13 protein-coding genes are annotated in these 13,841 nt (G+C 66.9%); 10 read left to right on the top strand and 3 right to left on the bottom strand.

Going from position 1 to position 13,841, the window contains the following annotated elements:
* Window positions 1–31: 31 nt before the first annotated feature.
* The 3 genes from JOF55_RS19400 to JOF55_RS19390 all read left to right on the top strand — a co-directional run bounded on the left by JOF55_RS19400 (window position 32) and on the right by JOF55_RS19390 (window position 2,697).
* Window positions 32–1,078, top strand: a complete 1,047-nt coding sequence (locus JOF55_RS19400) for a LacI family DNA-binding transcriptional regulator (protein WP_374727318.1) — start codon at window positions 32–34, stop codon at window positions 1,076–1,078.
* A gap of 268 nt (window positions 1,079–1,346) precedes the next feature.
* Window positions 1,347–2,162, top strand: a complete 816-nt coding sequence (locus JOF55_RS19395) for a DUF6597 domain-containing transcriptional factor (RefSeq protein WP_310276246.1) — start codon at window positions 1,347–1,349, stop codon at window positions 2,160–2,162.
* A gap of 178 nt (window positions 2,163–2,340) precedes the next feature.
* On the top strand, window positions 2,341–2,697 hold the full coding sequence (locus JOF55_RS19390) for a VOC family protein (protein WP_310276243.1): 357 nt from the start codon (window positions 2,341–2,343) through the stop codon (window positions 2,695–2,697).
* A gap of 50 nt (window positions 2,698–2,747) precedes the next feature.
* Here the strand turns inward: JOF55_RS19390 and bla are convergent, their stop codons facing one another.
* Window positions 2,748–3,713, bottom strand: a complete 966-nt coding sequence (gene bla / locus JOF55_RS19385) for a class A beta-lactamase (protein WP_374727317.1) — start codon at window positions 3,711–3,713, stop codon at window positions 2,748–2,750.
* A 54-nt stretch (window positions 3,714–3,767) separates the two neighbouring features.
* Here bla and JOF55_RS19380 point away from each other — a divergent pair, with 54 nt between their 5' ends.
* The 4 genes from JOF55_RS19380 (at window position 3,768) to JOF55_RS19365 (ending at window position 7,053) form a co-directional block, all read left to right on the top strand.
* On the top strand, window positions 3,768–4,658 hold the full coding sequence (locus tag JOF55_RS19380; RefSeq protein WP_310276239.1) for a LysR family transcriptional regulator: 891 nt from the start codon (window positions 3,768–3,770) through the stop codon (window positions 4,656–4,658).
* On the top strand, window positions 4,655–5,557 hold the full coding sequence (locus JOF55_RS19375; protein ID WP_310276236.1) for a serine hydrolase: 903 nt from the start codon (window positions 4,655–4,657) through the stop codon (window positions 5,555–5,557). The genes JOF55_RS19380 and JOF55_RS19375 overlap by 4 nt, the downstream gene beginning before the upstream one ends.
* Before the next feature lie 103 nt (window positions 5,558–5,660).
* On the top strand, window positions 5,661–5,876 hold the full coding sequence (gene brnA, locus JOF55_RS19370) for a type II toxin-antitoxin system BrnA family antitoxin (RefSeq protein ID WP_374727561.1): 216 nt from the start codon (window positions 5,661–5,663) through the stop codon (window positions 5,874–5,876).
* Between the two features lie 328 nt (window positions 5,877–6,204).
* Window positions 6,205–7,053 carry a glycerophosphodiester phosphodiesterase gene (locus JOF55_RS19365; protein WP_310276232.1) on the top strand — a complete coding sequence of 283 codons (849 nt, stop codon included), beginning with the start codon at window positions 6,205–6,207 and terminating at the stop codon, window positions 7,051–7,053.
* Window positions 7,054–7,217: 164 nt separating this feature from the next.
* Here JOF55_RS19365 and JOF55_RS19360 read toward each other — a convergent pair whose 3' ends face one another.
* A complete protein-coding gene (locus JOF55_RS19360; RefSeq protein WP_310276230.1) occupies window positions 7,218–8,342 on the bottom strand; it encodes a glycosyltransferase in 1,125 nt (374 codons plus the stop codon).
* Window positions 8,343–8,603: 261 nt separating this feature from the next.
* Window positions 8,604–9,482 (bottom strand): LysR family transcriptional regulator, encoded by an 879-nt coding sequence (locus JOF55_RS19355; RefSeq protein ID WP_310276227.1) that lies wholly within the window; start codon window positions 9,480–9,482, stop codon window positions 8,604–8,606.
* A gap of 203 nt (window positions 9,483–9,685) precedes the next feature.
* Here JOF55_RS19355 and kdgD point away from each other — a divergent pair, with 203 nt between their 5' ends.
* The 3 genes from kdgD (at window position 9,686) to JOF55_RS19340 (ending at window position 13,709) form a co-directional block, all read left to right on the top strand.
* Window positions 9,686–10,612, top strand: a complete 927-nt coding sequence (gene kdgD / locus JOF55_RS19350; RefSeq protein WP_310276225.1) for a 5-dehydro-4-deoxyglucarate dehydratase — start codon at window positions 9,686–9,688, stop codon at window positions 10,610–10,612.
* 95 nt (window positions 10,613–10,707) lie between these two features.
* The gene (locus JOF55_RS19345; RefSeq protein ID WP_374727560.1) at window positions 10,708–12,270 is read left to right on the top strand and encodes an aldehyde dehydrogenase (NADP(+)); all 1,563 of its coding nucleotides are present in this window, start codon (window positions 10,708–10,710) and stop codon (window positions 12,268–12,270) included.
* 77 nt (window positions 12,271–12,347) lie between these two features.
* Window positions 12,348–13,709: an enolase C-terminal domain-like protein gene (locus JOF55_RS19340; protein WP_374727559.1), complete on the top strand. Its 1,362-nt coding sequence runs from the start codon at window positions 12,348–12,350 to the stop codon at window positions 13,707–13,709.
* Window positions 13,710–13,841: the final 132 nt, after the last annotated feature.

Below are 13,841 nucleotides of genomic sequence, written 5' to 3'. Positions count from 1 at the left end.
AGGATGGGGGTGTACTCGAGTCAAGGGAGGCGTGGTGCGAGCTGCGGGTGGTAGCCACAACACCGGGGAGATCAGCATCAAGGACGTCGCCCATCATGCGGGCGTGTCCATCGGGACGGTCTCCAACGCGTTGAACCGACCGGACCGGGTATCGGCGGACACGCGCGCCCGGGTACGAGCGGTCATCGACGAGCTGGGTTACGTGCGCAGCGAATCCGCACGGCAGCTCCGATCGGGCGACAGCCGCATCATGGCGCTGCTGGTGCTGGACATCGGCAACCCGTTTTTCGTGGACGTCTCCCGAGGTGCGGAGCACACCGCCCGAGCCCGTGGCCTGGGGGTGATGATGTGCCACAGCGCGCAGGACCCCGAGGCGGAATCGCTGTATCTGTCCATGTTCGCCGAACAGCGCGTCCGCGGCGTACTCGTGACTCCGGCCGACACCAGCGGGGCGAGCCTGGCCGGGTTCCGGCGGCACGGGATTCCCTACGTGTTCGTCGATCGCGTGGTCGACAGCGACGATGCCTGCTCGGTCTCCGTCGACGACGTCAGCGGTGGCAGATTTGCCGTGCAGCACCTCGCCGAGGGCGGGCACGAGCGGATCGCCTACGTCAGCGGGCCCGCACATTTGGCGCAGTGCCAGGACCGGGGCGTCGGCGCGGCCGCCGCGATCGAAGAGGCGGGATTGCCCTCCGAGGCGTTGACCGTGCTGGAAACACAGCGATTGGATGTCAGCTCGGGCAAGGACGCCGGCGCGCGGCTACTGGGGCTGCGTCCCCGGCCGACAGCTGTCTTCTGCGCGAACGACCTGCTGGCGCTGGGAGTGCTGCAGGCGATGTTCGCCGCCGGGGTGCGCGTGCCCGAGGACATCGCGCTGGTCGGCTACGACGACATCGAATTCGCCGAGGCCGCCGCCGTGCCGTTGACCTCGGTGCGCCAACCCGCGGTACGCATCGGCGAGACGGCCGCGGAGATGCTGCTGAACGAAACCGAAGACGGGCCGGACCACGTCCACGACAGCGTCGTGTACCAGCCCGAGCTGATCGTGCGGCGCTCAACGCTCACCCAGCGGTCCTGATCGGCTCCACAGCGCCTCTCGGACGATCGAGCAGAACTGCCGCTCGAACCGCGAGGCGCCACGCGTCTCGAACAGCCACCACGGTGGCCGCTCCATCGCCCTCGTACAACGCATGCTGGATGCATCAAGCGGATTCCGGTGTTGACCGGCCACACTTCGACCCTACGGCCCGGAAACTTAAAACGTTTCATTTCCCGGTCGAACGCAGGCGCGCACGCTCGGAGACACTCAACAGTGTTTCGGGATTGGCGCTAATGTGTCCAGCATCATGTTCACGTCGATGGCGCCCGGCGGACTGACGGGCAAGTTCGTGAAGTCGATCTGGCTGCACGAGGGCGAGAGGCCGGTGCGGAGAACGGAGCTGCGCCTGCCGACCGGTGCGGTCGAGCTCATGTTCAACTTGCGTGCGGATTGCTTCTGGCTACCCGACAACGCCGCGTTGCGCCAGGTCCATCCGGGCGCAGTCATGGCAGGGCCGTACCAGCGCGCATACGTGTTGGACACCGCCCAGCAGTCGCATGTCCTCGGGGTGGTGTTCCGGCCCGGTGGGGCGCGGCCGCTGATCGACGCGCCGTTGCACGAGCTCTGCGATCGCCACGTTGCGTTGGAGGATCTCTGGGGTGCCAGCGCGGGCCTGGTGCGCGAGCAGGTGCTCGCCGCGCCCGATGCCGCAACACGGCTCCGTACGCTCGAATCTGCTCTGCGCGACCGGCTGGCCCGTTCCGCCGAGATCGCACATCCTTTGGCCGCCGCCGCGACTGCTTGCCTCGCCGACGCTCCGGGGCGTCATGATATCGGCAGGCTCGGCGAGCACTTGGGGTGGAGCCTGCGCCGCGTGGAACAGGTATTTCGCACCGATGTGGGACTTTCGCCCAAGTCTTACCAGCGTCTGCAGCGCTTTCGCTCGGCACTCGCGGGCATCGACGGCTCCGCACAGCTCGGCTGGTCGGCGTTCGCGCTGGAGCACGGTTATTACGACCAGGCGCACCTCAGTCGCGAGTTCCGCGCCCACTGCGGGCTCTCGCCCACCGCGTATCTCCAGCAACGAGGCGAGCAGCTCAACCACGTGCCACTTCCGACGTAAAGCGCATTTCGCATCCGTCCAAGACCCGCGCGTGGCCGGTCGGCACCGTGGTAGGCATGGACCGACAACGTTGCATCGAGGACGGCGTCCCACGCAGCCTGGGCGGCAAACTCCAGCAGAGTCCCTCCGCTGCTCGAACTCGCCAATCGTTGACAGGTCAGTCGAGGAGGTCGTCCGCATGTCAGTGACCAGGATCGTGCCCTATGCCGAGGGAACCGACATCGCCGGCTCCCGGGACTTCTACGTCGAGGTGCTCGGACTGCAGGTCGCCATGCAAAACCCCGTGCTCGGGCTCACCTCGCCTACCAACCCGGCAGCACAGGTCATCATCCCGCCACCGGGCATGGAAAATCCCGAACCGCGCTTCGGCGTCGATGTCGGTGACCCCGCCGCCGTGGACACCGCACACACCGCCGCGGTGGAACGCTGCCTGCGGATCGTCTACCCGCTGACAGACGAGCCCTGGGGCGTGCGTCGCTTCTTCGTCCAGGACCCCGGCGGGACGGTCATCAACGTGCTCGCCCACCTCGCGTAAGACAACGAGAGCGCGAGGTGGGCGAGTCTGCACGAGCGGGGATCGCCGGACTATCGGAAAACCCGGAGTGCCACCGCGGCGGCTCGGGCGATGAGAGCATTGTCGTACTCGGCGTCCTTGGTGTTCCGGTCGGACAGAATCGCGATCATGATGGGTTCGCCCTTCGGTGGCCGGAGGATGGCGATGTCGTTGCGGGTTCCGTAGTCGGCGGCGCCGCTTTTGTCACCGACCTGCCACCCGGCGGGTGCTCCTGCCTGGATGAGCTCATCGCCGGTGGTGTTGGTACGCAGCATCGTGTTGAGGATGGCGCGTTTGTCCGCCGTCAGGGCGTCTCCGACGGTGAACGCGCGCAGGCTGGTGGCCAGTGCGCGAGGAGTACTGGTATCGCGGATGTCACCGGGTGTGAACTCGTTGAGCTCGGGTTCGATCCGGGCGACGTGGGTGGTGGTGTCGCCGATGCCGCGCAACACCGCGTTCAGGCCCTCCGGACCACCGATTTCGCGGAACAGGAGATTCCCGGCGGTGTTGTCGCTGTGGCGCACAGCGGCATCGAGCACGGCGCGCAGCGTCATACCACTGTCGACGTGCTTTTTCGTGATCGGCGAATAGGGCACGAGAGCATCGCGATCGTAGGTGATCTTCTTGTTCAGCTCCTCGATCGTGTTCTGCTGCAGGACCGCGCCTGCCAACAGCGCCTTGAGGGTGGAGGCGTAGGCGAAGCGTTCGTCGGCGCGGTAGGTGAGCTCCTGTCCCGTCGCCGTATCCACGGCGTACACCCCGAGGCGAGCCCCGAATTCGCGTTCGAGCCGACTGAACTCTTCGCGTAGTGCTGTGACCTCGGCTTCCGTGGCTGTCGACGTCTTCGAGGGCACCGGCGGGTCGGCCTCGACGCCGGTGCATCCGACGAGCACGAGGAAGGCCAGGGGGATCAGGAGTGTCCGGTGGACGCACCGTATGAGCACGAGAGCTCCTTTCGTCGTTGATCGTCGCGGACAGTCTCGGGAGCCCCGGGTCATCCCGTCCAAGTCACCAGCGGATGATTCGATGCCGAAAGCGCATAGACTGTGCGTGTGGATCTCGTCGGTGGCTGCAAAGCATTCGTGGCCGTGAGCGAGGCGGGCAGCTTCACCCGCGGAGCCGCCCTCGCCCGTATTCCCCAGTCGGTGGCCAGTCGCCGCATCTCGGCGCTCGAGCGCCATCTCGGTGAGCGCTTGTTCGATCGCTCCAGCCGTCGGGCGATTCTGACCCCGTTCGGCAGGGACATGCTGCCCTCGGCGCAGCGCTTGGTGCGGCTCGCCGACGCGATCGAGCAGGACGCGCAGCGCGCCAAGTCCCGCCCGCTGCGGATCGCCGTCCCCGAAACCTGCACCACGCGCGGTCTGGCCGAACTCGACTCCGAAGCGCGCGCACACGAGCTGTTTCTCGAGTTCCATCCGGCCACACCGGGTGAGCGCGCCGAGCTGGTGCGCACACACGACGTTCGGGCAGCCATCACGGCGGTGCCCGCCGATGCCGGAACGTGGACCGTGCCGTTGGGCCTCGCCGGTACCGCTGCGATGCCCCCGCGTGCGGTCCACCTGGAAACCCTGCGCGTCGGACGATCCCGCCGATTGCCACGGCGCAGAGTCTGGATCCAGCCGGAGGACGACGTGCCACACATCCGGGATCGCCTCATGCGGATCCGCGACGCTGTCGGGTTACATCCCGCTCAGGTCGCCGTCGCCGAGTCGCTGACCGCGGCAATAGCCGACGTTCTCGGCTCTGCGGACCTGCTGGTGTGTTCGGCTGCGCAGGCCTGCGAGCTCGGCATGGCGTGGCGGTCGATCGGCGAGGGCCGACTCGAGCGTGGCTTCGACATCACGGCTGCTGTCGCCGGCGACGCCGAACGTATCCGCAACCGACTGTCCAACGCTGTCGCACGATCTCTCGGAGCCACAGTGGACGGGCAGGAGACGGGATGACCATCGAAGCATTGATCAGAGGGCTTCGGGCCGAACTCGAGAGCGGCGGGCTGCGAGGCTCCTTTCTCGTGCGCGACCTGCACTCCGGCTACGAAATCGGCATCGACCCGGACGTGCAGTACCCGATCGCCTCACTGATCAAGGTCCCCCTCGCCGCTGCCACACTCGAGCGCATTCACCGTGGTGACATCGACGGTTCCACCACGGTGGCAGTGCAGCCCGGCCGCATCACCACCCCGGGCCCGACCGGCTTGAGCCGGTTCCGCCACGAAGCCCACGTGGCCATCGACGACCTGCTGTATTTGAGCACCTCGATCAGTGACGGAGCAGCGGCCGACGCCCTGTTCGACATCACCTCGCCCGCCGAGGTCACACGGTTGATGCACCAGTGGGATCTGCACGGGATCACGGCGCGCCACAGGATACGCGACCTCACCGAAACCCCGGCGGAACGCTTCGAGGTCACCGAGGTTCCCCTCGCCCACTCGCTGGCCATCACCGCAGGCACCACCGGGCGCGGACACCCACTGGCCCAGCTCGATGTCACCCGCGCCAACTCCGGTTCGGCACGAGCCTTCATCGACCTGCTGCAGGCATTGTGGACCCCCTCCAAGATTCACCACAGCATCGGTGCACGAGTCCGCGAACTCATGGCCAACAACCTGCTACGGCACCGATTGGCACCGGAATTCGTCTCCGATGCGTCGACATGGTCGTCGAAGACCGGAACCCTGCTCAACCTGCGGCACGAAGTCGGCGTCGTCGAACATGCCGACGGGCGGACCTTCGGCATCGCCGCACTCACCGAGTCCCACGTGGCTGCGGCCACCCAACCCGAAGCCGACACACTCATGGGCTGGGTGGCGCGAACTCTCCGCGACCATCTACGACACAGCTGACCCGGCAACGACTTGCGCACCATCATGGCGGCCTGTCCGGCCACCCTGTCCGGCCACCCTGTCCGGGACTCGTGGTCGGGCTCTGCTGCTGCTCGGGCCGGCTATCGCCACCCGCCGCTCCGGCCGCGTGTTGACCAGCGCCGCCCTGGTCGAGGCACGGCGCCCCGGCGAGGAACAACGACGCGTCAACGTCGACTTCCCCGAATGGATGATCGCAGCGCTGGACCGCGAAGCCCGACGGTTGGGCGTGACCCGCCAGTCCGTCATCAAGGTCTGGCTCGCCGACCGCCTCGAACACCACACAACCCACGCCGCCTGACCATGCGCCATCACCGACGGATCACGGACCGGGGCGTTTTCGAGCACGTCCAGAGCACCGCCACGAACGCGCGGGCTGATTGCCACCGACGGCGGCCGCGACGCGTTCGGCTCGACTGCCGTTGCGTCCCGGCCGACTTGGTGCCCTCCTCGAACAGTCGGTCTCGCCCCGGCACGCGAGGTCCTGCTACAGGCAGGGCCTCCATAGCGCCTTCGGTCGGTGCTTCCTTCACGGTGTTGACACTGCCATGACACCTGTGAAGCATGCACAGTTCAACAGCGATCAGCAGGATGGTTTGGCCGTACTTCCGCCCGAGAGAGGAAAAGGCATGTTGCACCGCTTTGCGGTCATCGCCGCGAGTGCGCTGCTGGCACTGATGGTTGCCACACCGGTTGCTGCCGCGGGCACCGCACCCCAGCCCAAGGCCTCGAACATCGCCCATCGAGGCGCTTCGGCCTACGCACCGGAAAACACGCTGGCCGCCGTCCGACTGGGCGTCGAGATGAAAAGCGACCTCGTCGAGATCGATGTCCAGCAAACCAAGGACGACCGGCTGGTCGTGATCCACGATACGACCCTGGCCCGAACCACCGACGTCGAGCAGAAGTACCCCGAGCGTGCCCCGTGGCGGGTCGCCGACTTCACCCTCGCCGAGATCCGCAGCTTGGACGCCGGTTCGTGGAAGGCCCCGAAGTACGCCGGTGAGCGTATCCCGACCCTGGCCGAGGTGCTGGACCTGCTCGAGCACACCCGGGCCGGACTGCTCCTCGAAGTGAAATCACCCGATCTGTACCCGGGCATCGGGCAGCGGATCGCCGATGAGCTGCAGCAGCGGCCGCATTGGGTCCATCCCGACCCGGCTGGGCGGCGCCTGGTGGTGCAGAGCTTCGACTGGGGTTTCATCCGTCACTTCAACGAGCTGCTTCCGCAGGTCACGGTCGGTGTTCTCGGCGCCCCGAGTACCGGCCGACTCGCCGAGGTGGCCACCTATTCCGATCAGGTCAACCCGCACCACTCCGACGCGACCTCGGAATACATCGCCGATGTGCACGCGCACGGCATGACGATCAACCCGTACACGGTCGATGATCCGGATCGGATGCGCACGCTGCTCGACCGTGGCGTCGACGGGATCATCAGCAACCGCCCGGACGTGCTGCACGACGTGATGCACTGAAGTTCACCCCCACCGCAACTCCCGCGACCCGCACGCGGGAGTTGCGGTGGATTGATTGGCGAGAATCGGTGTCCCGTGCCGGCTGCGGGCCACCGATTCGTGCGTCTTCGCCACCGGCGGTCCCGCCGGTCGAGGTCCGCCGACAGGCAGGGTGACGACGGTGCTCAGCGGATGGAGTAGCTTCGCCCCTTCCAGACCGTCCCGCGGCCGGACCAGTGTCGCCGGGCCGAGTCAAGAGTCATCAGCATGTACAGCAGCGCGGTTGCCGGCAACAGCAGGGCCGCGGGTAGAGGCCGACCGTAGTAGCGCAGCATCGGCGCGAATGTCGCCGCCATGACCAACCAGGCAACAGCGCCGGGCACCAGCACGGCGAGATCGCCGACCAATGTCCCGGCAACCGTGGTCACCGGGGGTGCCAGGAACACCACTCCCAGCCCCAGCACGGTTCCGGCCAGTAGCACGGGAGAGTACCGCAGTTGCGGATAAGCACTCCGGGCGATCATGTGCCACAAATCCGCCAGACGAGGACAGGCGCGCAAACTGCGGACCGACCCGGCCAAGCCGAGCCAGAGGCGGCCGCCGCAGGACTGCACCAGCCGCGCCAGGGCCACGTCGTCGATCACAGCCCCGCGAATGGCCGCCACTCCCCCAGCTCGGGCAAGCACCTCTCGCCGCACCAGCATGCACCCCCCAGCAGCGGCAGCGGTCGCTGCGGTGGGCCGGTTCACCCGGCGGAACGGATACAGCAGGGCGAAGAAGTACACGAAAGCAGGCACAACCAGCCGTTCCCACAGCGTTTCCGTACGCAGCATCGCCATCTGCGAGACCAGATCGTGTCCGCCCTCGGCGGCTTGAACCAACGCGGTCAGCGAGTCGGGTCCGTGCGCGATGTCCGCGTCGGTGAGCAGAATATAGTCGACCTCGCCGGCTTCGGCGATCCCATGATCCACCGCCCACAGCTTGCCGCTCCACCCCTCGGGTGGAGTGGCCGGCGTGGTCACCGTCAGTGACGTACCACCTATCCGCCTGGACACGTGGGCCGTGCCGTCGGTGCTGTTGTCGTCGACCAGGACCACCCGCACCCGCCCCGGATATCGCTGCGACAACAGGGTGGGCAGGGTCGCGGTCACCACCCCGGCCTCGTTCCGCGCAGGCACCACGATCGCCACCGACGGCCACCGCTGCACCGCTGCCAGGGGCGGCAAGCGCTGGTCCGTGCACCAGAACCGGCCGCGCAACAATCCCAGCACCAGCCACGCCCCGACAGCGATCCACCCCACCACGGCCATACTGCCGGCCTCCCCGACATGTCGTTGATGCCTTCCCCGTTGAACGACCGCACCGATTGTGCCGAGGGGCGGGTCTTCTCGCAGGTGCGTAGCGTGCACCAGTGCACTCGTTGCCGCAGAGCGGGGCTCGCACGGTACACCGCCGTTACCCGGAACGATGCGCATGCCGGGATGTGGCGAGAACTTCCGGAGTCCGCGACATGTGCCGAATATGTGTCCCGGCCAACGGGACGGAATCGTGGTTGAGGTCGCAACACGTGTTCACAACAACGAAAGAAAGGCACCGAGCGCGGGATTGTCGTTGCCCCGTTGCCACGCCAGATGCAGCTCCACGGGATCCGGATCCGGCAGCTCGACGGGGCGGAAACTCACTCCCTCCAGACGAAGCCGTGCAGCGGCAGCAGGCACCAGGGCCACGCCGAGGCCGACCTGCACCAGCGCGAGCATCGTGTGGATCTGGCTGACGTGCTGGCGATACCTGGGAACGATTCCCGCGCCTCGGAAGATACTCACCAGCAGCTCGTGGAAGTACCGTGCCTCGGTCGGCGAGTACATCACCACATCTTGCCCGTCGAATTCTTGCAGGTCCATGGTGCTTTCCGGCTGCCGGGCCAGTGGGTGTGCCCGGGGCAGTGCCGCCAGCAGCGGTTCCGTGACCAGTGGTCGGGATCGCAGTTCGGGGCGGCTCACCGGTGGCCGGATGAGGCCGAGGTCGAGCGCGCCCGCCGACAGCTGCTCGAGCTGGTCTCGCGTGACCAGCTCCCGCAGTACCACGTCGACGTGCGGAAGCCGGTCGCGTGCGGTCTCCAGCAGGCCGCCCAACACCTCGTAGGCCGAGGTGGCGGTGAAGCCGACGCGCACCACTCCTGCCTCGCCGCTGGTCACCCGACGTACCGACAGGGTGGCGTTCTCCGCCTCGTGCAGCAGGTTCCGGGCGTCCTGCAAAAAGGCATGGCCCGCCGGAGTCAGGCGCACAGCACGGCTGCTGCGGTCGAGCAGCTGCGTCCGAAGTTCCCTTTCCAGCTGCTGAATATGGCGGCTCAGTGGTGGCTGGGTCATGCGCAGACGTTCCGCGGCGCGACCGAAATGCAGTTCTTCGGCGACGGCGACGAAGCTGCTCAGTTGACTGAAGGTGAACATCGATGCTCTTCCGGTATCAGTAGATGCCATATCAGTGTTGGACTTGCATTGATATTCCCGCTTACGGTCGAATCCTGCCAGCGCACGGTGATACCGAACACATACGGAAATGGTCCGGATCGAGAGCCGGCGCATCGGACATGCCGTGCTGTCGGTGTGTGCGTGTCCGCCCGAAATTCGTCCCAGGCTAGGAGAACTCGTTGATGTCCCGCCCCTCACCGCAAGAAGTCGCCAAGCAGTTGAGCTCCGGACTGCTGTCGTTTCCGGTGACCCACTTCCGCGATGACCACTCCTTCGATGAGGCCGCGTATCGAGAGAACATCGGTTGGTTGAGCCAGTACGGTCCGGCGGGGCTCTTCGCGGCCGGGGGCACCGGCGAGTTCTTCTCGTTGACCCCCGCCGAGGTCGAGACAGTGGTCGCCGCCGCTGTGCAGGAGACGCCGGCGGACGTTCCCGTGATCGCACCCGCCGGGTACGGCACCGCGATCGCCGTCGAGATGACCCACGCCGCCGAACGCGCAGGCGCGCACGGGGTTCTGCTGCTGCCGCCTTATCTCACCGAATCCGATCAGGAGGGTCTCGCGGCCCATGTGCGGGCGGTGTGTGCTGCCACGGAACTGGGGGTGATTCTCTACAGCAGGGCCAACGCCGTCTACTCCGACACCACGGTCGCCGCACTCGCCGAGAGCTGCCCGAATCTGATCGGATTCAAGGACGGTGTGGGCAGCATCGAGAAAATGACCCGGATCCATTCCCGACTCGGCGACCGGCTCGCCTATGTCGGCGGACTGCCCACCGCCGAAACCTTCGCGCTGCCGTACCTGGAGATGGGAGTCACCACCTATTCTTCGGCGATGTACAACTTCGTCCCACAGTTCGCGCTGGACTTCTACGGCGCGGTGCGCCGACGCGATCACGCCACGGTGCAGCAGTACCTCAACGATTTCGTGCTGCCCTACTGCGATATCCGCGACCGTCGTGCGGGTTACGCGGTGAGCATCGTCAAGGCGGGTATGAAAGCGATCGGGCGGTCGGCCGGGCCGGTGCGCAGTCCGCTGGTGGATCTTGACGAGGACGAATTGGGCATGCTCACCGAACTCATCAAAGGACTTCCCGACTCGAACGCCTGACCCGAGCATCGTGCTGAACCGACTCCGAGATCGACACGAGGAGGACTACTGTGACGACGACCGAAACAACCATCTCGAGCGAACCGACCGGACACATGCTGATCGCGGGAACGGCGGTGTTCGGCGGCGGCGAGCAGGTGCGCGCGGTGGACCCGAGCACCGGTCGTGCGTTCGGCCCCGCCTTCGGCTACGGCGGTGCGGCCGAGATCGAGCAGGCCTGCGAGGCCGCTGACCGCGCCTTCGCCGAGTACCGCACCACCACCGGCGAACAACGAGCGGCACTGCTGGAGACGATCGCGGACAACATCGAGGCGCTGGGCGATGCTCTCCTCGAACGGGTGCATGCCGAATCCGGACTGCCATGGGGGCGGGTCACCGGGGAACGTGCCCGCACGACCGGCCAGTTGCGCCTGTTCGCAACAGTGGCTCGGGAGGGAAGCTGGGCCGGCGCCCGCATCGATCCCGCCCAGCCCGATCGAAGCCCGCAGCCGCGGGCCGACATCCGGCAGCGCAAGATCGCACTCGGCCCGGTCGCGGTGTTCGGAGCCAGCAACTTCCCGCTCGCGTTCTCGGTAGCCGGTGGCGACACCGCCTCGGCGCTGGCCGCGGGATGTCCGGTGGTGGCCAAGGCGCACGACGCCCATCCGGGAACCTCCGAACTGGTCGGCCGGGCCATCGCTGCCGCCGTCGCCGCGTGCGGCCTGCCGGAGGGCACCTTCTCGATGCTGTTCGGAGCCGGGCCCGAACTGGGAACCGCTCTGGTGACCGATCCGCGCATCCAGGCGGTCGGGTTCACCGGTTCCCGCTCGGCCGGTACGGCGCTGATGACCGCGGCGGCCGGACGGCCCCGGCCGATTCCGGTACACGCGGAGATGAGCAGCATCAATCCGGTGTTTGTGCTGCCCGCCGCGCTCGCCGAGCGCGGTGAGCAGCTCGCCGAGCAGTTCGTCGGTTCGCTGACACTCGGGTCCGGGCAGTTCTGCACCAATCCCGGCTTGATCATCGCTGCGGACGGCCCGGACCTGCAGACGTTCCTCGAGGCTTCGGCAACCGCGATCGGTGAAGCAAGCCCCACCGCCATGCTGACCCCGTCCATCGCCCGCACCTACGACGACGGAGTATCCGCGCTGGCCGCACGCGAGGAGGTCACCGTGCTCGCCCGCGGTCCGGAAACCGAGCTACCGCAGGCCTGTCGGGCGGCACTGCTGGTCACCGATGCCGACAGCGTCATCGGCAGCGAAGCTCTGCAGCAGGAGGTGTTCGGGGCGTGTGGGCTCGTGGTCCGATGCCGGGACTCCGCGCAGGTTCGAGCCGTCGCCGAAGCGCTCGAAGGACAGCTGACGGCGACCGTGCACGCTACCGAGCGCGATCACGCCGAGGCGGCACAGCTTGTGCCGACGCTGGAGTTGCGCGCAGGCCGCATCCTGTTCAATGGCTGGCCCACCGGTGTCGAGGTCGGACACGCCATGGTCCACGGCGGTCCCTTTCCCGCCACATCGGATGCGAGGACGACCTCCGTCGGTACGTTGGCGATCGAGCGTTTCCTCCGTCCTGTCGCCTATCAGGACGTCCCCTCCGCGTTGCTGCCCAGCGCCGTCGCGGACAGCAACCCGGACAAGATCTGGCGCCGGGTCGACGGTGAACTCGGCAAGCACTGAGCATCCGCGTCCTGTGCGAAATCACTCCCCATCGAGTACCACTCGAACAACACCGCGCCGCCGACCTATGCGAGGACATCAGCATGACCAGCACGATCGTTCCTCAGTGCCCCGTGGTCACCCATATGCGAGTGATCCCGGTGGCCGGACACGACAGCATGCTCCTGAATCTCAGTGGTGCCCACGGGCCGTTTTTCACCCGTAACCTGGTGATTCTCACCGATTCGTCCGGAAACACGGGAGTCGGTGAGGTACCCGGCGGGGAGGAGATCCGAGCCACCCTCACCGAGGCAGCAGAGCTGGTGACGGGTCGCTCCATCGGCGAGTACCGTTCGGTGCTCAACGGTCTGCGCGGCAACTTCGATTCTCGGGATTCCGGTGGCCGTGGCGCACAGACCTTCGATCTGCGTGTCGCGGTACATGCGGTCACCGCGGTCGAGGCCGCGATGCTGGATCTACTGGGCAAGCACCTCGATGTACCGGTGGCCGAACTGCTCGGCGACGGCAGGCAACGCGACACCGTACCGGTGCTGGGCTACCTGTTTTTCATCGGCGACCGTTCTCGGACCGACCTGGCCTACCGCTCGGGCGCCGAGGAATCCACCGATGCCGACGACTGGATGCGGCTGCGTCACGAGGAGGCACTGACGCCGGATGCCGTGGTGCGTCTGGCCGAGGCGGCCCGGGACCGTTACGGCTTCCGGGACCTCAAGCTCAAGGGTGGTGTGTTGCCGGGTTCCGAAGAGGTCAAGGTGGTCACCGCGCTCGCGGAGCGGTTTCCCGATGCCCGGATCACCGTGGATCCCAACGGTGGCTGGAGCCTGTCCGAGGCCATCGAATTGGGCCGGAAGCTGCGCGGCACGCTGGCCTACGCCGAAGACCCGTGCGGAGCCGAACACGGATATTCGGCTCGGGAGACGATGACGGAATTCCGGCGAGCCACGGGAATGCCCACGGCCACCAACATGGTCGCCACGGACTGGAGACAGCTGGGGCATGCCCTCCGCACCGACGCCGTCGATATTCCGCTGGCGGATCCGCATTTCTGGACGATGAGCGGTTCGGTGCGAGTGGCCCAGCTCTGCGACGCGTGGGGACTGACTTGGGGATCGCACTCCAACAACCATTTCGACGTGTCGCTGGCGATGTTCACCCACGTCGCGGGAGCCGCTCCGGGCAATATCACGGCGATCGACACGCACTGGATCTGGCAGGACGGTCAGCGGCTCACGCGCAAACCACAGTCCATCCTCGGTGGACAAATCGCGGTTCCCACGGACCCGGGGCTCGGGGTGGAGCTGGACATGGAGCGGGTCGACGAAGCACACGAGCTCTATCGGCGCGAAGGACTCGGTGCGCGCGACGACGCCGTGGCCATGCAGTATCTGATTCCCGGATGGTCGTTCGACAGCAAACGTCCCGCCCTCGACCGGGACTGACCACCGGACCGACCACACAGCTTCGGCTGTTGCCCACATCGGCTCCGCAAAGCCGCACAGAAATCACCCGCTTCGATCACATTCGTGCTCGATCGGCGCGCGACTCATACACCGACTCCCGTTCACCGCTGA

It is taken from the genome of Haloactinomyces albus (assembly GCF_031458135.1).
Lineage (GTDB): Bacteria > Actinomycetota > Actinomycetes > Mycobacteriales > Pseudonocardiaceae > Haloactinomyces > Haloactinomyces albus.
This window is presented reverse-complemented; position numbering and strand designations above follow the sequence as displayed.